This window comes from Pseudomonas sp. GW821-FHT07B01 (genome assembly GCF_059419065.1).
Genome location: NZ_JBWKRA010000008.1, coordinates 53,205 through 74,703 on the forward strand (window position 1 = coordinate 53,205; position 21,499 = coordinate 74,703).

Consider the following 21,499-nt stretch of genomic DNA (forward strand, 5'->3'; position numbering starts at 1 on the left):
AGCCACCAGAAAGTTGCCTGATACACCGCTATGCGGGCAAGCCCGGCTCCCACAGGGTATGGCGGTGAAGCCTATGGCTTGGTTTCTTCCACCGGCACATGCATGCGATCCCGGTTGGCCAGGGTCGGGAACAGCTTGATCCACACCCCGGTCACCACCAGCGTGCCAACCCCGCCCATCACCACCGCAGGCACGGTGCCAAACCAGTGGGCGGTAATCCCGGATTCGAATTCGCCCAATTGATTGGACGCACCGATAAACAGGCCATTGACCGCACTCACCCGCCCGCGCATTTCATCTGGCGTTTCCAACTGCACGAACGACGCACGGATCACCATGCTGATCATGTCTGCCGCGCCCAGTACCACCAGCACCGCCAGTGAAAACCAGAACGAAGTCGACAGGCCGAAGGCAATGGTTGCCACCCCGAACACACCGACGGCGGTGAACATCACGCGGCCCACCTGGCGGTCCACCGAAAAGCGCGCCAGCCACAGTGACATCAGCAATGCGCCCACGGCCGGGGCCGACCGCAGCAGGCCCAGGCCCCAGGCACCGGTCAGCAGGATGTCCTTGGCGAACACCGGTAACAGCGCTGTGGCGCCGCCCAGCAGCACGGCAAACAGGTCCAGGGAGATGGCGCCCAGAATGTCCGGGCGGCTGCGGATAAAGCGTATGCCGGCCAGCAGCGAGTCCATGGTGGCCTTGGCTTTGTTCAGCGGGGTCTGGCGTGCGGGCAGGTTAAGGGTCAGCACGCAGGCGATCAGGTACAGCGCCACGGTGGGGCCGTACACCCACACACTGCCAAACGCATAAAGCAGGCCGCCCAAGGCCGGTGCGACGATGGTCGCCAGTTGCTGGGCCGATTGCGAGGCGGCCACAGCGCGGGGGAACAGCGCGCTGGGCACGATGCTGGGCAAGAGCGCCTGGGTGGTGGGCATTTCAAACGATCGCGCGGCGCCGAGCAGGAAGGCGAGGATAAAGATCATCTCGCGGGTCACGTTGCCGGTCAGGCCGCCGATGGCCAGGGACAAGGCAATCAGTGCCTGCAAGGTCTGGCAGATGGCAGCGACCCTGCGGCGTTCATAGCGGTCAGCCACGTGCCCGGTGTGCAGCATGAACAGCACGCGCGGCACGAATTCCACCAGGCCGACCAGGCCCAGGTCCAAGACGTTGCCGGTCAGTTGGTAGAGGTTCCAGCCGATCGCCACGGTGAGCATCTGGAAGCCGCTGGCGGTAAAGATCCGCGCCAGCCAGAACGCGATGAAAGGGCGGTGGTGACGTAACAGCAACGCAGGTTCACTGGGCATCGGCAATCAGGTCGGCAACGGGAGAATGGCGAGATTAGCATCAAGCTGTAACAAATAGTTGCAAGAACTGAGCTGAGGCAAGCTGTCACGCGGCAAAAGACCACACAGTCCTACAGCAAAAATGGGACTACTCTTTCAACGATGCTTGATCCAGATCAAAACCTGCCCCGGGATTGTTCTGGCGGTCGAAAGGCCAGATTCCCCACGCGATGGGTAATAAAAGAAACGAATTGAAATTCGCCACACTCCATATCCGTGGGGGCAGTGGGTGCAGGCTCCCAGCCAGCAGCCGGTATTACCTGACAGAGGAAGACTTATGTTCGGTTTGGAGGCGCTAGATCTCGCCCGAATTCAATTCGCGTTCACCATCTCGTTCCACATCCTGTTCCCGGCGATCACCATCGGCCTGGCCAGTTACCTTGCGGTGCTGGAGGGCTTGTGGCTCAAGACCCACAACGACACCTACCGTGACCTCTACCATTTCTGGTCGAAGATCTTTGCCGTCAACTTCGGCATGGGCGTGGTATCGGGCCTGGTCATGGCCTACCAGTTCGGTACCAACTGGAGCCGCTTCTCGGACTTCGCCGGTGCCGTCACCGGGCCATTGCTGACGTACGAAGTGCTCACGGCCTTCTTCCTCGAGGCCGGTTTCCTGGGCGTGATGTTGTTCGGCTGGAACAAGGTGGGGCGCAAGCTGCACTTCTTCGCCACGGTGATGGTGGCCGTGGGTACGTTGATCTCCACGTTCTGGATTCTCGCCTCCAACAGCTGGATGCAGACGCCCCAGGGCTTTGAAATCATCGATGGCCGCGTGATACCGACCGACTGGCTGGCGGTGATCTTCAACCCGTCGTTCCCCTACCGCCTTATGCACATGGCCACGGCGGCGTTCGTGGCCACGGCCTTCTTCGTCGGCTCGTCGGCCGCCTGGCATTTACTGCGCGGCAAGGACAACCCGGCGATCCGCAAAATGCTCTCGATGGCGATGTGGATGGCCCTGATCGTTGCGCCCATCCAGGCGGTGATCGGCGACTTCCACGGCCTCAATACCCTCAAGCATCAGCCGGCCAAGATCGCCGCGATTGAAGGCCACTGGGAAAATATCGGCAACGAGCCCACGCCGCTGATCCTGTTCGGCTGGCCGGACATGCAAGCCGAGAAAACCAAATACGCGGTCGAGATTCCATACCTGGGCAGCCTGATCCTGACTCACTCCCTCGACAAGCAAGTGCCGGCGCTCAAGGAGTTCCCACCTGAAGACCGCCCCAACTCCACCGTTGTGTTCTGGTCGTTCCGGGTCATGGTCGGCCTGGGGTTCCTGATGATCTTCACCGGTCTGTTCAGCCTGTGGCTGCGCCGGGGCGACAAGATGTACACGTCCAAACCGTTCCTGTACCTGGCGCTGTGGATGGGCCCGTCTGGGCTGATTGCGATTCTTGCCGGTTGGTTCACCACCGAAATCGGCCGCCAGCCCTGGGTGGTCTACGGGTTGATGCGCACGGCGGATGCCTCCTCCGGGCATAGCCTGACGCAGATGACCATTACCCTGGTGTTGTTCGTGGTGGTGTACTTCGCGCTGTTCGGAGCGGGCCTGGGCTACATGATGCGCCTGGTGCGCAAAGGCCCCGTGACCCACGACAGTACCGAGCCCGCCCACGGTGGCCCCGGCCAGAAACGCACCCCCGCGCGTCCGTTGTCTGCTGCCGACGATGGCAGTGATAACGACCACGACCACATCCAGCACAAGGGGAATTGAGATGGGTATTGATCTTCCGCTGATCTGGGCCGTGATCATCATCTTCGGCATTATGATGTACGTGGTCATGGACGGCTTCGACCTGGGGATCGGCATTCTTTTCCCGTTTGTTCCGGGCAAAGTCGACCGTGACGTAATGATGAACACCGTGGCGCCCGTATGGGACGGCAACGAAACCTGGCTGGTACTCGGGGGCGCGGCGTTGTTCGGCGCGTTCCCGCTGGCCTATTCGGTGGTGTTGTCGGCGCTGTACCTGCCGCTGATCCTGATGCTGATCGGCCTGATCTTTCGCGGCGTGGCCTTTGAGTTCCGCTTCAAGGCCAAGGACCACAAGCGTCACCTGTGGGACAAGGCGTTTATTGGCGGCTCGCTGGCGGCGACTTTCTTCCAGGGGGTGGCGTTGGGCGCCTTTATCGACGGTATTCCGGTGGTGGATCGCCAGTTCGCCGGCGGCTCACTGGACTGGCTCACACCCTTCACGATGTTCTGCGGCGTGGCGCTGATCGTGGCGTATGCCTTGCTCGGCTGCACCTGGCTGATCATGAAGACCGAAGGCAAGTTGCAGGAACAGATGCACAACCTGGCGCGGCCTTTGGCGTTTGTGGTGTTGGCGGTGATCGGCATCGTCAGCATCTGGACGCCGCTGACCCACCCGGAAATCGCGTCGCGCTGGTTCACCTTGCCGAACCTGTTCTGGTTCCTGCCGGTGCCGATCCTGGTGCTGGTCACCATGTACGGGCTGATCCGCGCTGTTGCACGTAATGCGCACTACACGCCGTTCCTGTTGACGCTGGTGCTGATTTTCCTCGGCTACAGTGGCTTGGGGATCAGCCTGTGGCCGAACATCATCCCGCCGTCCGTGTCGATCTGGGATGCCGCCGCGCCGCCGCAAAGCCAGGGCTTCATGCTGGTGGGCACGCTATTCATTATCCCGTTCATTCTGGGCTACACCTTCTGGAGCTACTACGTGTTCCGCGGCAAGGTCACCCACGAAGACGGTTATCACTAGGAGGGTTGAAACATGTCAAAACCTTCGTTGCACGAAATTGAACAGGCCGAGAAGCAGCCGCTGTGGCGGCGCCTGGGGTGGCTGGCGATGATCTGGACCGGGAGTGTGGTGGCCCTGTTCGTGGTGGCCAGCCTGATGCGCATGTTCATGAATGCGGCAGGCCTGAGCACGCACTGATGCTCCTACGAAAAAGCCCTGCTTTTCTTGATCGAAAAGCAGGGCTTTTTTATTTACGCGCCTTGAGGATCACGAACTTGGGCGTGGCCGCTACTTGCTCGACACCACGGAACAGCCGCGCCAGCTTGCTGTGGTAGCCCAGGTGACGATTCCCGACGATGTACAAGGCGCCACCGACCACCAGTGCTTCGCGTGCCTGCTGGAACATACGCCAGGCGAGGAAGTCACCGACCACTTGTTGTTGGTGGAACGGCGGGTTGCACAGCACCACGTCCAGCGATTGCGCCTCCTGGCCGGCCAGGCCATCGTCGGCACGTACGCTGACGTCCCGTTCACCCAAGGCGGCTTGCCAGTTTTCGGCGGCCGATTGCACTGCCATGTATGACTCATCCACCAAGGTGTAGTGCGCGTCGGGGTTTTGCAGGGCGCTGGCAATCGCCAGTACGCCGTTGCCGCAGCCCAGGTCCGCCACGCGGGCGCTGCCCAGGTTTTTTGGCAGATGCGGCAGGAAGGCACGGGTGCCGATGTCCAGGCCTTCGCGGCAAAACACGTTGGCGTGGTTACGCAGTTCGATGTCCGGCGCATCCAAGGTATAGCTGGTCGGGTAGGGCGAGACCGCGGCAGGGCGCTGCTCGACGCTGGCGATCAGCAACCGTGCCTTTTTGACCGCCAATGAGGCGTGCATGGGCCCGATGTAACGTTCCAGCAATTCACCTGCGGCCCGGGGCAAATGCTTGACCATCGCACCTGCGATCACCTCGGCGCCGGGCGCCAGTTGCCCTTGCAGGCGGATCAGTTGTTCTTCCAGCAACGCCAGGGTTTTCGGCACGCGGATCAACACGCGATCGAACGGCCCGGTCGCGAGCTGGCTAGCCGGTATGAAGGGCACGGCATCGAAGGGCTTGCCGTTGCGCACCAGGTTTTTTTCCAGGCCCTGGGCGGCGAGGAACGAATCGCCGCTGGAGGTTACCTGTACCTGGCCCTGAAGGCTGGCCGCCAGGGCGCCGAAGCTGTCATTGAGGATCAGCACGCGGGTGGCGGCAGTGGGCTGTTGCGCGGCGAGGTGGCTGAGCAGGTATTCGTCGGCGGCATCGAAGGCTTGCAGCGGATCATTGTGTTGCTCTGGCTGACGAATCAGGTCGAGCTGGGCGAAAGGGCTGTCAAGCAGGGGCATGGCGGGGCAAGGCTCTGGGTAATCGACGGACCGTCTGAGTGAACGGCGGGGGCCACGCGAAGCGCACCCTCAACACTCAGAATTGGCCGTAAATATTACGTTTTTTTCAACGCGATGACATGCGGTGTTTTGCGTGGGCTAAAACAGCCCGGCTTTAGCGGCACGCAGCACCGCCTGGATCTTGTTATGCACGCCCAGCTTCTTGAAGGTACTGCTGATATGAAAGCCCACGGTGCGCTCGGACAGGCAAAGAATCGCGGCAATCTCGGAGGCGGTCTTGCCCATCGCGGACCACTTGAGTATTTCTGTTTCCCGGGCAGTCAATTTGCTGGGCGCTTTGATCTCGGGTGCGTTGGCGTACTTGCGCGCGACCACCGCATGCATCACATGGCAAAGCCACAACACCTGGGCGGTTTTTTCGTAGAGCTCTGCAGGGGTGACCTTGCCCTTGCTGCGAACCAGGGTCAGCATGCTGAACACCCCTTGGAAATCATGCACGGGTTGGGTCCAGCCGAAATGCACTCCGCATGCCTGGGCCAACTCCCACAGCTGGGGGGCGTCAGCAAAGGTTTTTTGCTCCCAGAGAATGGGCAGTACCGAAGTTTTACAGTGGGTTACAACGGGGTCTACATCGAAGAAGTGTGCTTTTTTATAAATACTGAGCCATTCATTTGGATAGTTATTGAATAAAATTGGTTTTGTAGGGGGGCATTGTGATTGGGTGCTCATGGTAAAGGAGCAATATTCGAAGCCTAGTTCATAGGTGTGGTTTATCACCATCTCAAACACACTGGTGATTTCACTCTCGCCGTCCAGCTTGGGTAGCCGGGTATTATGCCAATTGACCATCGGTGACTCTCCATAGGTGTCTGTGTAACCTGGGTACGTCCTGATCTCCCAATGCAACTCGAAAAGAAGTGTAGGGTAAGTCCTACAATTGAGTTTAAAAAAATTTTATCTACAGGGCTCGTTTAGTTCGCCGGTTTTGTACAAGACTCGAAGTTTTGTATAGGAGCGCTTGGCAGGGGCTTTTTTTTCAATGTTTTGAAGGTGGTATCAAAATGATGTCGCTGTAAGTGCCGTTGCTTCTAGTGAGGTATTCGGGGCACGTTAATAGCCAAATAGTTAGTTCCGGAGTGGAGTGCATGGTTGACCCCGTGATGGGCAAAAAACGTGCAGCCCAACTGAGTGTGCTTTGAGCGATTGCAAAGCCAGTACCAATCATCGGTGTTTGCGCGGTCTGTTTTGAGGGACACTAAAGGCCTGTGCAAAACGGAGCCCCCCATGACGGCCAGTGCTGAGAAATTTACCCGCCAGACCCTGCTCGATGTGCAATCGCTGACCCCCAGCCTGTTCACCCTGCGCACCACCCGCGATGCCGGTTTTCGTTTTACCGCCGGCCAGTTCGTGCGCCTGGGCGTTACCAAGGCGGATGGCAGCACCGTCTGGCGTGCCTATTCCATCGTGTCTTCGCCGTTTGACGAGCATCTGGATTTCTTTTCCATCGTGGTCCCCGGTGGTGAGTTCACCAGTGAACTGAGCCGCCTGAAGGTGGGCGATACCTTGCTGGTAGAGCGCCAGGCTACGGGTTTTCTGACCCTCAACCGCTTTGTCGACGGGCGCGACCTGTGGTTGCTGGGAACCGGTACGGGCGTCGCGCCGTTCCTGTCGATCCTGCAGGACTTCGAAGTCTGGGAAAAATTCGAGCGCATCATCCTGGTGTACAGCGCCCGGGAAGCCAAGGAACTGGCCTACCAGTCGCTGATCGACACACTGGGTGAGCGCGAGTACCTGGCCGAGTACGCCCACAAGCTCACCTACATTCCCATCGTCACCCGCGAGCAGCATCCGGGCGCGTTGAATGGGCGTATTACAGCCTTGATCGAAAATGGCGAATTGGAGCGGGCCGCCGGCGTGGAGCTGACGGCGCAGGATTCGCGCGTACTGATTTGCGGCAACCCGCAGATGGTGGATGACACGCGCCAGTTGCTCAAGCAGCGGGACATGCAACTGAGCCTGAGCCGACGGCCTGGCCAGGTGGCGGTAGAAAATTATTGGTAGAAAAAAGGCGCCTTGCGAGGCGCCTTTTTTGCATCCGCCGGTTAAAGCGGCTTGTTGTTCTGTGCCTTGAGCAGATCGCGGATCTCGCCCAGCAGCACTTCTTCCTTGCTCGGCGTCGGCGGCAAGCTTGGGGCCACGGCCTCTTCGCGCTTCAGACGGTTGATCGCCTTCACGCCCATGAAGATTGCAAACGCGACGATTATAAAGTCGATGATGCTCTGGATGAACTTGCCGTAGGCCAGGACAACAGCGGGTACATCACCTTGTGCTGCCTTGAGCGTGACGGCCAGATCGGCAAAGTCCACGCCACCGATCAGCAGGCCGATGGGAGGCATTATCACGTCGCCTACAAATGAGGAAACAATCTTGCCGAAGGCAGCACCGATGATGATACCGACGGCCATGTCGACCACATTACCTTTGACCGCGAAGGCCTTGAACTCACTGATCACGCCCATAGGTTATTCCTTGTTACAGTTGAGGAGGGTGGAGGTCAGTGTAATTCAGTCGAACAGCGCTTGCTCGACACAACTGTTAACACTGTCGGTTTTTATCGACACATCAAATCGCAAATAGTTTGCAAAGTGCCATCAATCGCGCGCGAATTAGCTGCTATTTCAGCGGGTTACCAGATTTTTTTCTTAATCGGGTCTGTGGTGTTTTTCTATTTATCTTCTGACTCGCAGGTCACTAGCCTCTGGCAAGCACAACTGAATGTGCATTAAAAAAACCAGAGGAAACCTCGATGAATACTCCAATCAGCCGCAGGCCCGTGTCGGCGCGCCACGCGCTGGCACTGGTGACCGCCAGCCTGCTTTCCCTCTCTGTGCAAGCCGCCAACCTGACCCGCGATAACGGGGCCAACGTCGGTGATAACCAGAACTCCCAGACCGCCGGCGCAAATGGCCCGGTGTTGCTGCAGGATGTGCAACTGATCCAGAAGCTGCAGCGCTTCGACCGCGAACGCATCCCGGAGCGCGTGGTGCACGCGCGCGGCACGGGCGCCCATGGCACCTTCACCGTGACCGACAACCTCAGCGACCTGACCAAGGCCAAAGTGTTCGCCCCCGGTGAAACCACGCCGGTGTTCGTGCGCTTCTCGGCGGTGGTGCATGGCAACCACTCCCCGGAAACCCTGCGGGACCCACGGGGCTTCGCCACCAAGTTCTATACCGCCGAAGGTAACTGGGACCTGGTCGGTAATAACTTCCCCACGTTCTTTATTCGCGATGCCATCAAGTTCCCGGACATGGTCCATGCCTTTAAACCGGACCCGCGCACTAACCTGGACGATGACTCGCGCCGTTTCGACTTCTTCTCCCATGTTCCAGAGTCCACTCGTACACTGACCGAGTTGTACTCGGACTCCGGCACCCCAGCCAGTTACCGCGAAATGGACGGTAATGGCGTACATGCCTACAAGTTGATTAACACTAAAGGTGAAGTGCACTACGTCAAGTTCCATTGGAAGAGCCTGCAGGGCATCAAGAATCTTGATCCCAAGCAAGTTACCGAGGTGCAAGGGCGTGATTACAGCCATATGACCAATGATCTGGTCACGCACATCAACAAAGGCGACTTCCCTAAGTGGGACCTGTATGTGCAGGTGCTCAAGCCTGAAGACCTGGCCAAGTTTGATTTCGACCCACTGGATGCCACCAAGATCTGGCCGAATGTGCCCGAGCGCAAAGTCGGGCAAATGGTGCTGAACCGCAACCCGGCCAATGTGTTCCAGGAAACCGAGCAAGTCGCGATGGCCCCGGCCAACCTGGTACCGGGTATCGAGCCGTCGGAAGACCGCTTGCTGCAGGGGCGGGTTTTCTCCTACGCCGATACGCAGATGTACCGCCTGGGCGCGAACGCCCTGCAGTTGCCGATCAACGCTCCACGGGTCACCGTCAACAACGGCAACCAGGATGGCGCGATGAACTTTGGCAAGACCACCACCGGTGTGAATTACCAGCCAAGCCGCCTGTTGCCGCGGGAAGAGCCGCAAGCCGCACGCTACAGCCAGGCGCCGCTGTCGGGCAGCACCCAGCAGGCCAAGATCCAGCGTGAGCAGAACTTCAAGCAGGCCGGTGACCTGTACCGTTCCTACACCAAGAAAGAGCGCGAAGACCTGATCAACAACTTCGGCGGCTCATTGGCCACCACCGATGACGAGAGCAAGCACATCATCCTGTCGTTCCTCTACAAGGCCGATCCCGAGTACGGCACCGGCGTGGCCAAGGTCGCCAAGGGCGACCTGGCTCGCGTAAAGGCGCTGGCGGAAAAACTGACTGACTGATTCGTTGGTTATGGTCGGCGCCTGCACGGGCGTCGACCTTTGGCAGGAGAACACCCTATGCGCATCACTATCGGTTTACTGATGGCCATGCTGGCCTTCGCTGCCCAAGCCGAGTCCCCCGACCCGGTGGCGCTCAAGGCACAGTTGCAGGACTACTATTTAGACGCCGCTCGTCGTGGCGACCTCGACATGCTCAACACCTTCATTGAGTCCGGCTACGGCCTCAATGCCCAGGATGACAAGGGCTACACCGCGTTGATCCTGGCTGCTTATCACGGCCAGGGCCCGTATGTGGAGCGTCTGCTCGATGCCGGCGCCGACGCCTGCGTGCAGGATAAACGCGGTAACACAGCGTTGATGGGCGCCATCTTCAAAGGTGAGCTGAAAATCGCCCAGCGCCTGTTGGCCACCGACTGCAACCCCGACCAGCGCAACGGCGCAGGGCAGACCGCTGCCATGTACGCCGGGTTGTTCAAGCGCGTCGAATTGTTGGGTGCGCTGCAAGCCAAAGGCGCAGACCTGAACGCCGAGGACCCCGTGGGTAACAGTGCTTCACGTTTAGCCAAGGGCGAAATCCGGACCCCAGCGTCGCGCTGAGCTATCATCGCGGTTTTTCGATTGGAGGTTCTCACATGGCAAAGGCCAAGCGCATGTACGGCTGCACAGAGTGCGGCGCGACCTTTCCCAAATGGGCGGGCCAGTGCTCCGAATGCGGCGCGTGGAACACCCTGACTGAAACCATGATCGAGAGCGGCGGTGCCGCGGCCCCCACCGGCCGTGCCGGCTGGACCGGGCAACAGGCGCAGATCAAGACCCTGGCCGAAGTCAGCGTCGAAGAGATTCCGCGCTTTTCCACCGCCTCCGGCGAACTGGACCGGGTCTTGGGCGGTGGTCTGGTGGACGGCTCGGTGGTGCTGATCGGCGGTGACCCGGGCATCGGCAAGTCCACGATCCTGCTGCAAACCCTGTGCAGCATCGCCAGCCGCATGCCTGCGCTGTATGTCACCGGCGAAGAGTCCCAGCAGCAAGTGGCCATGCGTGCCCGACGATTGGGCTTGCCCCAGGACCAACTGCGGGTCATGACCGAAACCTGCATCGAAAGCATCATCGCCACGGCGCGCATCGAAAAGCCCAAGGTCATGGTTATCGACTCGATCCAGACGATTTTCACCGAACAACTGCAATCGGCCCCTGGTGGCGTGTCCCAGGTACGTGAAAGCGCGGCGCTGCTGGTGCGTTACGCCAAGCAGAGCGGCACGGCGATCTTCCTGGTCGGCCACGTGACCAAAGAAGGCGCACTGGCCGGGCCACGGGTGTTGGAACATATGGTCGACACCGTGTTGTATTTCGAAGGGGAGTCCGACGGTCGCCTGCGCCTGCTTCGGGCGGTGAAGAACCGTTTTGGCGCCGTCAACGAACTGGGTGTGTTCGCTATGACCGATCGGGGGCTGAAAGAAGTCTCGAACCCCTCGGCGATTTTTCTCACCCGCGCTCAGGAAGAAGTCCCAGGCAGTGTGGTGATGGCCACCTGGGAAGGCACCCGGCCGATGCTGGTGGAAGTCCAGGCGCTGGTGGATGACAGCCATTTGGCCAACCCACGGCGGGTCACACTGGGCCTGGACCAGAACCGCCTGGCGATGCTGCTGGCGGTGCTGCACCGGCATGGCGGCATTCCGACCCACGACCAGGATGTGTTCCTCAACGTGGTGGGCGGGGTCAAGGTGTTGGAGACCGCGTCCGACCTGGCGTTGATGGCGGCGGTGATGTCCAGCCTGCGTAATCGGCCGTTGCCCCATGACTTGCTGGTGTTTGGCGAGGTGGGGTTGTCGGGCGAAGTGCGCCCGGTGCCGAGTGGGCAGGAGCGCTTGAAGGAAGCGGCCAAGCATGGCTTCAAACGGGCGATTGTGCCCAAGGGCAATGCGCCGAAGGAGGCGCCGCCGGGGTTGCAGATTATTGCTGTGACGCGGCTGGAGCAGGCGTTGGATGCCCTGTTCGAATAATCCGCAACACTGCTGAACACCTGTGGGAGCTGGCTTGCCTGCGATGGCGGTGTATCAGGCAAGAATGGGTAAGCTGACCCGCCGCTATCGCAGGCAAGCCAGCTCCCACATTTTGATTGATGTGCGTTTTCAGATCTCCAGCAGGGCGCCCAGCTCGCGCTCCAGTTCTTGCTCATCACCCAGGTTCAGCTCAACGAACCTACGCAAATGGCTGATCGAATCCAGATCAATGTGTTTGCACACAAAGCCCAATTGACCCTGATCTTCATGGGTCAGCCGCGCTTGCATCTTTATATGCGTCTTCTGGTCCAGGCGTATGTCGACGTCAAAGGGCAGCGCTTTATTTCCCTTCCAGTTGTCAGGCCGTTCCACCAGCAATCCTTTGAGTGACAGATCCACCAGTTTTACCGGCCATTCGCTGCCGCTTTGCCGAAGTTCGGCCTTGGCATCAAAGGCGATCCGGCGAAAACGGCGACGTTCGGACGCATGCTCGGTCATGGTAAAGCCCTCTGTGAATGGGAAGAGTGTAGCCCGGGGCCATCAAGGGGCGTTTATTTCGGCTTTTTTTAACGGTTGAAGGCTCTAGACCAACGTAGGGGGCTGGTCTTTAAGGCCAGTAGCGCTAAACTCGGGCTGGCTGTCCTTTCTGTCCACCCTGGCTGGAATATAAAAATGAAAAATAATAATAGCCTGCTACGCCACTTACCCTGGCTGGTGCTGGCAATTGTAGGAGCGTGCGCCCTGGGCGTAGTGGCCTTGCGCCGCGGCGAGGCGATCAACGCCTTGTGGATTGTGGTCGCTGCGGTGGCCATCTACCTGGTTGCGTACCGTTACTACAGTCTGTTCATCGCCAACAACGTGATGCAACTCGATCCCCGGCGGGCAACCCCTGCGGTGGTCAACAACGATGGTCTGGACTATGTGCCGACCAACAAACACATTCTTTTCGGTCACCACTTTGCGGCGATTGCCGGTGCAGGCCCGTTGGTCGGCCCGGTGCTGGCGGCGCAAATGGGCTATCTGCCCGGTACCCTGTGGCTGATTGCCGGGGTGGTGCTGGCCGGTGCGGTGCAAGACTTCATGGTCCTGTTCCTGTCCACCCGTCGCAATGGCCGTTCCCTGGGGGACATGGTTCGCGAAGAGATGGGCCGCATTCCGGGGACCATCGCGCTGTTTGGCTGCTTCCTGATCATGATCATCATCCTCGCGGTGCTGGCGCTGATCGTGGTCAAAGCCCTGGCCGAGAGCCCATGGGGCATCTTCACGGTGATGGCGACCATCCCGATCGCGATGTTCATGGGCATCTACATGCGCTACATCCGCCCGGGCCGCATCGGTGAAATCTCGATCATCGGCGTGCTGTTGCTGCTCGGTTCGATCTGGCTGGGCGGGCAGATTGCCGCTGATCCGGTGTGGGCCAAGGCGTTCACCTTCACCGGTATCCAGATCACCTGGATGCTGATCGGCTACGGTTTCGTGGCCGCTGTGCTGCCGGTGTGGCTGATCCTGGCGCCCCGCGACTACCTGTCGACGTTCCTGAAAATCGGCACCATCATCGCCCTGGCGATTGGCATCCTGATCACCATGCCTGATCTTAAAATGCCGGCACTCACCCAGTTCATCGACGGCACCGGCCCGGTGTGGAAGGGCGGCCTGTTCCCGTTCCTGTTCATCACCATTGCCTGTGGCGCGGTCTCGGGCTTCCATGCGCTGATCTCCTCGGGCACCACGCCCAAGTTGCTCGCCAGTGAGAGCCATGCCCGTTACATCGGTTACGGCGGCATGCTGATGGAGTCGTTCGTGGCCATCATGGCGATGGTTGCCGCCTCGGTGATTGAGCCTGGCGTGTACTTCGCCATGAACAGCCCGGCTGCCATTGTCGGCACCGACGTGGTCACCGTGGCGCAAACCGTCAGCAGTTGGGGCTTTGCCATTACGCCTGAGGCGCTGTCGGCCGTTGCCCACGATATCGGTGAAACCACCATCCTGGCACGTGCCGGCGGCGCGCCGACTCTGGCGGTAGGTATCGCGCAGATCCTGCACAGCGTGCTGCCGGGTGAAAACACCATGGCGTTCTGGTACCACTTTGCGATCTTGTTCGAAGCGCTGTTTATCCTCACAGCGGTGGACGCCGGTACCCGTGCCGGTCGCTTCATGCTGCAGGACCTGCTGGGGTCGTTCGTGCCTGCGCTCAAACGCACCGAATCCTGGACCGCCAACCTGATCGCCACGGCCGGTTGCGTGGCCATGTGGGGCTACTTGCTGTACCAAGGCGTGATCGACCCGCTGGGTGGCATCAATACCTTGTGGCCGCTGTTCGGTATCTCCAACCAGATGCTGGCCGGTATCGCGCTGATGCTGGCGACCGTTGTGCTGATCAAAATGAAGCGTCAGCGCTACATCTGGGTGACCATGTTGCCGGCTGTCTGGCTGCTGATCTGCACCACCACGGCAGGCTTCATCAAGCTGTTCGACGCCAACCCGGCGATCGGCTTCCTGTCGCTGGCCAAGAAATACAGCGATGCCCTGGCTAACGGCCAGATCCTCGCCCCGGCCAAGAGCATCGACCAGATGCAGCACGTGATCTGGAACGCCTACACCAACGCAACGCTGACGGCGCTGTTCCTGTTCGTGGTGTTCAGCATCCTGTTCTATGCGCTCAAAGTCGGCGTCGCCGCCTGGGGCAACAAAGAGCGTACGGATAAAGAAGCCCCGTTCCAGGCTGTACCGGACGCATAACGAGGATTGCAGACATGTTCAATGACACCAGTCGCCTCGGTAAATACCTCGGTCAGGCCGCCCGCCTGATGGTCGGCATGCCCGACTACGACACCTACGTCGAGCATATGCAAACCAAACACCCGGACAAGCCGGTGATGGACTACAAGGCGTTCTTCCGGGAACGCCAGGAAGCCCGTTACGGCGGCAAGGGTGGGCCCAAGTGCTGCTGACCCGGTAACGCGGGCCAATGCGATATCCCTGTGGGAGCAGGGCTTTCTGTGGGAGCTGGCTTGCCTGCGATAGCATCGCCTCGGTCTGACGCAAGCACCGAGTTGTCTGCATCGCAGGCAAGTCAGCTCCCACAGGGGCCTTTGCTCCCACATTTGTTTCTGTGTTTCCTCAAGGAGAATCTCTTTGTCCTCTCCCATCCCCGTCACCATCCTCAGTGGCTTTCTCGGCGCCGGCAAGACCACCTTGCTGCGCCACCTGCTCAAAGCCGAGCACGGCTTGAAAATCGCCGTGATCGAAAACGAATTCAGTGACGCCGGTATCGACACCCAACTGCTGGGCGACGAGCCGGTGCAAGTGATGACCCTGTCCAACGGCTGCGTGTGCTGCACCATCCACACCGACCTGACCAAAGCCCTGTACCTGCTGCTGGAACGCCTGGACAGCGGCGAGATCGCCTTCGACCGGCTGGTGATCGAATGCACCGGCTTGGCCGACCCGGCGCCGGTGGCCCAGACGTTCTTCATCGACGAAGAACTGCGCGAGCGTTATATCCTCGACGGCATCATCACCCTGGTGGATGCGGCCCACGCCGAGCATCACCTGACCCAGACCATCGCCCAGGCCCAGATCGGCTTTGCCGACCGCTTGCTGGTGAGCAAACGCGACTTGGTAGACGACGCCAGCTTCGACGCCCTCAGCCAGCGCCTCACCCGTATCAACCGCCGTGCGCCGATTCGCGTAGTGGACCACGGCAAGATTGATTTGGCCGAGCTGCTGGACGTGCGAGGCTTCAACCTCAATGCCGGCATGAGCCTGCGCCCGGTCAGTGCAGCGCCTTCGGTCGACCGTATTTCCAGCCTGGTGCTGCGCACCGACCAGCCGCTGGATATCGACCGTCTCAGCGAGTTCATGAACGAACTGCTGGAAGACCATGGCAAGCAACTGCTGCGTTACAAAGGCGTGTTGAACATTGCCGGGGAGGATCGACGCATGGTGTTCCAGGGCGTGTTGAAGCTGTATGGCTTCGACTGGGATACCGAATGGGCCGAGGGCGAAGTGCGCGAAAGTGTGATCGTGTTTATTGCCGATGAGCTGCCCGAAGACAAGATTCGCCAAGGCTTTGAGCGGGTCTACCAATGAACCCGGCTTGAAATGCACGCCAATGTGGGAGCTGGCTTGCCTGCGATAGCGGTGGGTCAATCACTGATGGGCTGACTGCACAACCGCCATCGCATGCAAGCCAGCTCCCACACTTGACCCTGTTTCAAATTGAAATCGGCATAAAAAAGCCCGGCTCATGAGCCGGGCTTCTTATTCACGCAACTGCCATCAAGCGCCGTATACCGGCAGCTTCTTGCAGATGGCCTTGACCTTCTCACGTACCGCGTCGATCACGGCTTCGTTGTTCAGGTCGGCCAGGATGTCGCAGATCCAGCCCGCCAGTTCCTTGCACTCGGCTTCCTTGAAGCCACGGGTGGTCACTGCCGGGGTGCCGAAGCGCAGGCCGGAGGTGACGAACGGCGAACGTGGGTCGTTCGGCACGGAGTTCTTGTTCACGGTGATGAAAGCTTTGCCCAGGGCAGCGTCAGCATCTTTACCGGAAATGTCCTGCTTGATCAGCGACAGCAGGAACAGGTGGTTTTCAGTACCGCCGGACACCACGTCAAAACCGCGCTCGATGAACACGCTGGCCATGGTCTTGGCGTTCTTGACCACTTGTTGCTGGTAGGTCTTGAACTCAGGCTGCAGTGCTTCCTTGAAGCAGATCGCCTTGGCCGCGATCACGTGCTCCAGCGGGCCGCCTTGGGCGCCCGGGAAAACGGCGGAGTTGAGCTTCTTCTCGATCTCGGCGTTGGCACGCGCCAGGATCAGGCCGCCACGTGGACCGCGCAGGGTCTTGTGGGTCGTGGTGGTGACCACGTCAGCGTAAGGCACTGGGTTGGGGTAAACGCCCGCAGCTACCAGACCGGCCACGTGGGCCATGTCGACGAACAGGTAGGCACCGACCTTGTCGGCGATTTCACGGAAACGTGGGAAGTCCAGGATCTGCGAGTAGGCAGAGAAACCGGCCACGATCATTTTTGGCTTGTGCTCGACGGCCAGGCGCTCGACTTCATCGTAGTCGATCAGGCCGTTGGCATCGATACCGTACTGAACGGCGTTGTACAGCTTGCCGGAGGACGAAACCGTGGCGCCGTGGGTCAGGTGACCGCCATGGGCCAGGCTCATGCCCAGGATGGTGTCGCCGCCTTGCAGCAGGGCCAGGTACACGGCGCTGTTGGCTTGGGAACCGGCGTGTGGCTGGACGTTGGCGTAATCGGCGCCGAACAGCTCTTTGGCACGGTCGATGGCCAACTGCTCAACCACGTCGACGTACTCGCAACCACCGTAGTAGCGCTTGCCTGGGTAGCCTTCGGCGTACTTGTTGGTCAGAACCGAACCTTGAGCCTCCATCACCGCAGGGCTGGTGTAGTTTTCCGAAGCGATCAGCTCAATGTGCTCTTCCTGGCGCACGGCTTCTTGCTCCATGGCGGCGAAGAGATCGGCGTCGTACTTGGCAATAGTCAAATCACGGCTGAACATGGCGGTCCTCAAGGATCGGGGGCAGAAAAGGAGGGCATTCTAACCCAATGGGTTTTAGATGGCATATGAAAGGACATCATGTCGCGGACAAGTGGTTTTCACTCAGCCCCTGATCATTCCCACGCTCTGCGTGGGAATGCATCCCGTGGCGCTCTGCGTCACATTTAAAAGCGGACGCAGAGCGTCCAGAATTGCGTTCCCACGCGGAGCGTGGGAACGATCAGGGACTTCAGTCAAACATGAACAGCGCATCATTACTGAACTGCACCTCAAACCGATTCGCCGGCATCGGCCGCCCGAACAGGTAACCCTGCACCTCATCACAGCCATGTTCACGCAGGAAGTCCAACTGCTCATGGGTTTCCACCCCTTCGGCAATCACCGCCAGGTTCAGGCTGTGGGCCATGGCAATGATCGCCCGGGCAATCTGTGCGTCCTGCTCACCGGAGGGCAGGCCGTCGACGAAGGTGCGGTCGATCTTCAGCACATCGATAGGGAATTGCTTGAGGTAGTTGAGCGACGAATAGCCGGTGCCAAAATCGTCCACCGCGATGCTCAGACCCAGGTTTTTCAGGCTGGCGAGGATCTGCAGGGCTTCGTTGACTTCGCGCATCAGGATGCTTTCGGTCAGCTCCAGCTCCAGGCACGCCGGCGGCAGGCCGGTGTCCTTGAGAATGGTGGCGATACGCGTGCCCAGTTGGCCGTCGGAGAACTGCCGCGCCGAGATGTTTACCGAGACTTTAGGGACTCGCACCTTGTTCTGGTGCCAGGTCTTGAGCTGGCGACAGGCTTCGCCGATCACCCAGTCGCCCACATCCACCACCAGCCCGAGCTCTTCCAGCACCGGGATAAAGTCCCCGGGCGGTACCAGGCCACGGCGCGGGTGGCGCCAGCGCAGCAGGGCTTCGGCGCCGGTCAGGCGTTTGCCGTCGCCGCTGAATTGCGGCTGGTAATAGAGCACGAATTCGTTCTGGTCCAAGGCGTGGCGCAGGTCGCTTTCCAGTTCCAGGCGCTCCAGGGCGCTGGCGTTCATGTCGGCCTGGTAGAACTGGAAGTTGTTCTTGCCGCGCTCTTTAGCGTGATACATCGCCGTGTCGGCGTTTTTCATCAATTGGCTCAGCTCGTTGCCGTCTTGCGGGCTCAGGGCGATGCCGATGCTGGCGGTCACGAAGAATTCGCGGCCCTCCAGCACAAAAGGTTTGACCAGGCTGGCGAGGATCTGCTCGGCCACATGAATGGCGCGGTTCAGCGCCATGTCGCGGCTGACCCGTGGTTGCAGGAGCAAGGTGAATTCGTCGCCGCCCATGCGCGCCACGGTGTCGTCCTCGGCCACGCAGCCGAGCAGGCGCGTGGCCATTTCCTTGAGCATCCGGTCGCCGGCCGCGTGGCCGAGGGAGTCGTTGATCGGCTTGAAACGGTCGAGGTCGAGGAACATCAGCACCACCCACGACTTCTGCCGTTCGGCGGACTGCAACGCGGTGTGCAGGCGGTCCTGGAACAGCGTGCGGTTGGGCAGGTGGGTCAGGGCGTCATAGTAGGCCAGGCGGTGGATGCGCTGCTCACTGGCCTTGCGCTCGCTGATATCGCTGAAGAAGCACACGTAGCTGGCCAGGTCGCCTTCATCGTCGAACACAGCGGTAATGCCGACCCAGGCCGGGTAATGCTCGCCATTGAGACGCTTGAGCCACACCTCGCCTTCCCAGGTGCTGTGCTGGTGCAATTGCTTGAGCACATAACGCAGATGGGCTTCCTGCTGCTCATCGACGGTGAGCATATTGGGCAACTGGTCGAGCACATCGCTCACCGCATAGCCGCTGACCCGGCTGAACGCCTCGTTGGCTTGCACGATATAACCGGCCGGGTCGGTGATCAGGATCGCCGAGGTGGAATGCTCGAATACCGTGGCCGCCATGCGCAGGTCTTTTTCGGCGCGGCGTTGCTGGCTGATATCGCGGCCCACGCCGAGGATGCCTTCAAACGCGCCATTTTCATCCCACACCAGCACCAGGCGCAGTTCTATCGGCACCTTGCGCCCGTCGGCGCGCAGGCAGTCGAACAGAAACAGTTGGGTCTGCAGTTCATCGCGCAAGGTGTTCAAGGCGTCGGGGTTGCCGAGGGCGCGGCTGACCTGTTCCATCAGGCTGTAAATGCCGGTCAACTGCTGAGGGTTGGCAACGATCGACTGCCAGCCGTTCTTGAACACCCAGTCCACGTCATAGCCCAGGACGGTGTTGACCGAGGGGCTGATGTAGTTGAGGGCCAGTTGGCTGTCGGTGGAGCAGATCACGTCGCTGATGCTTTCGGCCAGCATCCGGTAGCGCTGTTCACTGTCGCGCAGTGATTCACTGGCCTCGATCTGGTCGGTAATGTCCTTGGCCACGCCGATGATCCGGGTGACCACCGTAGACGTATCGCGGGCCAGGGCCTGTTCGCGGATATCGAAGCGGCGCCACTGGTTATTGCGGTGACGAAAGCGCAGTTGGCAGTGCAATTGGGTCGTATAGCCGACCTGGCGTTGTTGTTCGCGCGCGTCATGGTAGTGCTCGGCGTCTTCGGGGTGCAGCAGGATTTCCCAGAAGTACTCACCCATTTGCTGCAACTCGGCTTTGTTGTAGCCCAGGGTGTGGCCCAGATGATGGTTGCTGAAAATCATGCGCTGGCTGATCACATCTTGCACATACAGGTGATCGGGCACGGTGCGCACCACATCCGACCAGAAACTTTCACGCTCCACCAGCGATAACTCGATCAGCTTGCGGCTGGTGATGTCGCTGATGCTGAGAATCACGGCCTTGACGTCATCCTGCTGCTCCGGCAAACGCATCACCAGCCACAGGTACTGTTCGTTGCCGGCCACGTCGTTGAGCTGGATTTCCAGCTCCAGCTGTTTTTGCCGGGTCAGTACGGCCTCCAGCACCTGATAGCCGATGGACGTGGCATTGCTCGGGCAATCATCGATCAGGCGCTCCCACGCCTGCTCGCAAGACGCGACGTTGAGCAGGCGCACGGCCATCTGGTTGACCTCGGTGACGCGCAACTCCTTGAGCAGTTGCTTGCGCTCGGCGGGGTTGGCCTGCAACCAGGCGTGCAACTGCTCACGGCTTTGCACCTGGGTCTTGTTGCAAAACGCCTTGAGCCCCGACAGGTCCAACACGCACAACGCGACGCCGGTGCCTTCGAAGATGTCCTGATAGCGTCGCCGGCCTTCGTTCACCTGGCGTTGGCGACGGCGCATGTTGAGCAGCACGATCACCGGGATCAGCGAAAACGCCAGGCCCAGCAGGCACTTGCCGATAAAGGCCGGCAGCAGTTGTTCCAGCACCGCACTGCGGTCAAACATGCCGCGCAGTTGCCAATCGCTTTTGCTCAACGGCGTGACCAGCACGCTGCGGTTCAATTCTTCCGGTGTCAGGGCGCTGGACCACTGCGCCGGCATGCCGCTGTCACGGCTGACCACACGATGGTTCAGGCTGTTCTCGATTGCCCACATCGGGCGCTGGCCCTGGACATCCTGGCGTGTGAGGTTGGCCAGATAATTGGGCGCCAGGCGCAAGGCCCAGTACACCTTGGAGCCACCGCTGGGTTGGTGCAGCAACAGATAGATGACCGTGCCGTCATTGTCGTTGCTCAGGTAGTAGGACTGGGCGTGACTGCGCTTGACCAGGTCTTCGAGCAGGGCACTGTCTTGGCTGCCTTCGGCAGTGTCGCTGATCAGTGCGCCGCTGGGGGCGAGCAGGGCGAAGCTGCGCAGGTCCGGCAGCGAGCGCTGCAAGGTGCGCATCAGGGCCTGCTGCTGTTCGGCATTGCGCGGCGGCTCGACAATCGGCAACAGGTTCAGGGCGATCTGCGCGCTCAGGGCCATGCTCTGGCTGATCTGCTCGGCCAGGTCGGCGCTGTAGTCGATGGTGTATTGCTGTTGGTTTTTCTGGTTCTGCTGCAATTGGTCCAACAGTTGCCAGAACAACAAGGCGAGCAACAGCAGGACAAGCGTCGCCAACGCGCCTTTCAAGGTGCCGTGCAGGGGCGCTCCCGGCGCAATATGAGCGGCGCGCAAGGGCGTGGGCGGCGTGACGTTGGACAAACTGTGATCCTGCGGTTTGGCTGGACTGGCGCGCGACGTGCACTATAAGCCGGACGCCCGAAGGGCGGCTAGCATGCCTTGAGTTGTGGCAAAGTGCCAGTCCTGCCTG

At 60.1% G+C, this 21,499-nt stretch carries 17 protein-coding genes; 10 read left to right on the forward strand and 7 right to left on the reverse strand.

The genetic code is table 11. The annotated features are described in order from the left end of the window. Nucleotides 1–71: 71 nt before the first annotated feature. Nucleotides 72–1,310, reverse strand: coding sequence for an MFS transporter (locus tag AC07S6_RS11185; protein ID WP_133634565.1), 1,239 nt, complete (start codon nt 1,308–1,310; stop codon nt 72–74). Nucleotides 1,311–1,626: 316 nt separating this feature from the next. Here AC07S6_RS11185 and AC07S6_RS11190 point away from each other — a divergent pair, with 316 nt between their 5' ends. The 3 genes from AC07S6_RS11190 to AC07S6_RS11200 are packed head-to-tail and all read left to right on the forward strand — an operon-like array spanning nt 1,627 to nt 4,252. Then, entirely contained in the window at nt 1,627–3,066 is a 1,440-nt protein-coding gene (locus tag AC07S6_RS11190) for a cytochrome ubiquinol oxidase subunit I (RefSeq protein ID WP_019818027.1), read from the forward strand. A gap of 1 nt (nt 3,067) precedes the next feature. After that, nucleotides 3,068–4,075: a cytochrome d ubiquinol oxidase subunit II gene (cydB, locus tag AC07S6_RS11195; RefSeq protein ID WP_034126946.1), complete on the forward strand. Its 1,008-nt coding sequence runs from the start codon at nt 3,068–3,070 to the stop codon at nt 4,073–4,075. A gap of 12 nt (nt 4,076–4,087) precedes the next feature. After that, nucleotides 4,088–4,252, forward strand: coding sequence for a DUF2474 domain-containing protein (locus tag AC07S6_RS11200; protein ID WP_197882966.1), 165 nt, complete (start codon nt 4,088–4,090; stop codon nt 4,250–4,252). A 49-nt stretch (nt 4,253–4,301) separates the two neighbouring features. On the opposite strand, the gene AC07S6_RS11205 is transcribed toward AC07S6_RS11200, so the two are convergent. Together AC07S6_RS11205 and AC07S6_RS11210 are read right to left on the reverse strand one after the other, a co-directional pair. Continuing rightward, nucleotides 4,302–5,426, reverse strand: coding sequence for a methyltransferase (locus AC07S6_RS11205; RefSeq protein WP_495112301.1), 1,125 nt, complete (start codon nt 5,424–5,426; stop codon nt 4,302–4,304). A 138-nt stretch (nt 5,427–5,564) separates the two neighbouring features. Continuing rightward, complete coding sequence (locus tag AC07S6_RS11210) at nt 5,565–6,275, reverse strand: helix-turn-helix transcriptional regulator (protein WP_038451576.1); 711 nt, start codon at nt 6,273–6,275, stop codon at nt 5,565–5,567. A gap of 435 nt (nt 6,276–6,710) precedes the next feature. On the opposite strand from AC07S6_RS11210, the gene AC07S6_RS11215 reads away from it, so the two are divergent. Then, nucleotides 6,711–7,487 carry a ferredoxin--NADP reductase gene (locus AC07S6_RS11215; RefSeq protein ID WP_019818025.1) on the forward strand — a complete coding sequence of 259 codons (777 nt, stop codon included), beginning with the start codon at nt 6,711–6,713 and terminating at the stop codon, nt 7,485–7,487. 41 nt (nt 7,488–7,528) lie between these two features. Here AC07S6_RS11215 and mscL read toward each other — a convergent pair whose 3' ends face one another. Then, entirely contained in the window at nt 7,529–7,945 is a 417-nt protein-coding gene (gene mscL / locus AC07S6_RS11220) for a large-conductance mechanosensitive channel protein MscL (protein ID WP_014720019.1), read from the reverse strand. A 287-nt stretch (nt 7,946–8,232) separates the two neighbouring features. Between mscL and katB the strand changes: the two genes are divergently transcribed. From katB to radA, 3 genes are read left to right on the forward strand one after another with little or no spacing between them, the layout of a single operon-like run. Further along, a complete protein-coding gene (gene katB, locus AC07S6_RS11225; RefSeq protein ID WP_495112302.1) occupies nt 8,233–9,774 on the forward strand; it encodes a catalase KatB in 1,542 nt (513 codons plus the stop codon). Nucleotides 9,775–9,831: 57 nt separating this feature from the next. Further along, nucleotides 9,832–10,371, forward strand: coding sequence for an ankyrin repeat domain-containing protein (locus AC07S6_RS11230; RefSeq protein WP_495112303.1), 540 nt, complete (start codon nt 9,832–9,834; stop codon nt 10,369–10,371). Nucleotides 10,372–10,406: 35 nt separating this feature from the next. Continuing rightward, nucleotides 10,407–11,774, forward strand: a complete 1,368-nt coding sequence (gene radA / locus AC07S6_RS11235; protein ID WP_003194313.1) for a DNA repair protein RadA — start codon at nt 10,407–10,409, stop codon at nt 11,772–11,774. Between the two features lie 129 nt (nt 11,775–11,903). On the opposite strand, the gene AC07S6_RS11240 is transcribed toward radA, so the two are convergent. After that, a complete protein-coding gene (locus tag AC07S6_RS11240; protein ID WP_197882970.1) occupies nt 11,904–12,272 on the reverse strand; it encodes a PilZ domain-containing protein in 369 nt (122 codons plus the stop codon). A gap of 174 nt (nt 12,273–12,446) precedes the next feature. Between AC07S6_RS11240 and AC07S6_RS11245 the strand changes: the two genes are divergently transcribed. The 3 genes from AC07S6_RS11245 (at nt 12,447) to yjiA (ending at nt 15,866) form a co-directional block, all read left to right on the forward strand. Continuing rightward, nucleotides 12,447–14,513: a carbon starvation CstA family protein gene (locus AC07S6_RS11245; RefSeq protein ID WP_014720014.1), complete on the forward strand. Its 2,067-nt coding sequence runs from the start codon at nt 12,447–12,449 to the stop codon at nt 14,511–14,513. Nucleotides 14,514–14,527: 14 nt separating this feature from the next. Continuing rightward, the gene (locus tag AC07S6_RS11250; protein ID WP_495112304.1) at nt 14,528–14,725 is read left to right on the forward strand and encodes a YbdD/YjiX family protein; all 198 of its coding nucleotides are present in this window, start codon (nt 14,528–14,530) and stop codon (nt 14,723–14,725) included. A gap of 184 nt (nt 14,726–14,909) precedes the next feature. Next, the gene (gene yjiA, locus AC07S6_RS11255) at nt 14,910–15,866 is read left to right on the forward strand and encodes a GTPase (RefSeq protein ID WP_089042487.1); all 957 of its coding nucleotides are present in this window, start codon (nt 14,910–14,912) and stop codon (nt 15,864–15,866) included. A 189-nt stretch (nt 15,867–16,055) separates the two neighbouring features. Here yjiA and glyA read toward each other — a convergent pair whose 3' ends face one another. Further along, nucleotides 16,056–17,309, reverse strand: a complete 1,254-nt coding sequence (gene glyA, locus AC07S6_RS11260; protein WP_003194304.1) for a serine hydroxymethyltransferase — start codon at nt 17,307–17,309, stop codon at nt 16,056–16,058. 229 nt (nt 17,310–17,538) lie between these two features. Continuing rightward, a complete protein-coding gene (locus AC07S6_RS11265) occupies nt 17,539–21,390 on the reverse strand; it encodes a sensor domain-containing protein (RefSeq protein ID WP_495112305.1) in 3,852 nt (1,283 codons plus the stop codon). Nucleotides 21,391–21,499: the final 109 nt, after the last annotated feature.

What these genes read in the sequence shown, in the direction of transcription:
- AC07S6_RS11210 (WP_038451576.1), bottom strand. Translation starts at nt 6,275, where the DNA reads ATGGTCAATTGGCATAATACCCGGCTACCCAAGCTGGACGGCGAGAGT.
- AC07S6_RS11205 (WP_495112301.1), bottom strand. Translation starts at nt 5,426, where the DNA reads ATGCCCCTGCTTGACAGCCCTTTCGCCCAGCTCGACCTGATTCGTCAG.
- AC07S6_RS11250 (WP_495112304.1), top strand. Translation starts at nt 14,528, where the DNA reads ATGTTCAATGACACCAGTCGCCTCGGTAAATACCTCGGTCAGGCCGCC.
- AC07S6_RS11200 (WP_197882966.1), top strand. Translation starts at nt 4,088, where the DNA reads ATGTCAAAACCTTCGTTGCACGAAATTGAACAGGCCGAGAAGCAGCCG.
- AC07S6_RS11185 (WP_133634565.1), bottom strand. Translation starts at nt 1,310, where the DNA reads ATGCCCAGTGAACCTGCGTTGCTGTTACGTCACCACCGCCCTTTCATC.
- AC07S6_RS11245 (WP_014720014.1), top strand. Translation starts at nt 12,447, where the DNA reads ATGAAAAATAATAATAGCCTGCTACGCCACTTACCCTGGCTGGTGCTG.
- mscL (WP_014720019.1), bottom strand. Translation starts at nt 7,945, where the DNA reads ATGGGCGTGATCAGTGAGTTCAAGGCCTTCGCGGTCAAAGGTAATGTG.
- radA (WP_003194313.1), top strand. Translation starts at nt 10,407, where the DNA reads ATGGCAAAGGCCAAGCGCATGTACGGCTGCACAGAGTGCGGCGCGACC.
- AC07S6_RS11215 (WP_019818025.1), top strand. Translation starts at nt 6,711, where the DNA reads ATGACGGCCAGTGCTGAGAAATTTACCCGCCAGACCCTGCTCGATGTG.
- AC07S6_RS11240 (WP_197882970.1), bottom strand. Translation starts at nt 12,272, where the DNA reads ATGACCGAGCATGCGTCCGAACGTCGCCGTTTTCGCCGGATCGCCTTT.
- katB (WP_495112302.1), top strand. Translation starts at nt 8,233, where the DNA reads ATGAATACTCCAATCAGCCGCAGGCCCGTGTCGGCGCGCCACGCGCTG.
- glyA (WP_003194304.1), bottom strand. Translation starts at nt 17,309, where the DNA reads ATGTTCAGCCGTGATTTGACTATTGCCAAGTACGACGCCGATCTCTTC.
- AC07S6_RS11190 (WP_019818027.1), top strand. Translation starts at nt 1,627, where the DNA reads ATGTTCGGTTTGGAGGCGCTAGATCTCGCCCGAATTCAATTCGCGTTC.
- cydB (WP_034126946.1), top strand. Translation starts at nt 3,068, where the DNA reads ATGGGTATTGATCTTCCGCTGATCTGGGCCGTGATCATCATCTTCGGC.
- AC07S6_RS11230 (WP_495112303.1), top strand. Translation starts at nt 9,832, where the DNA reads ATGCGCATCACTATCGGTTTACTGATGGCCATGCTGGCCTTCGCTGCC.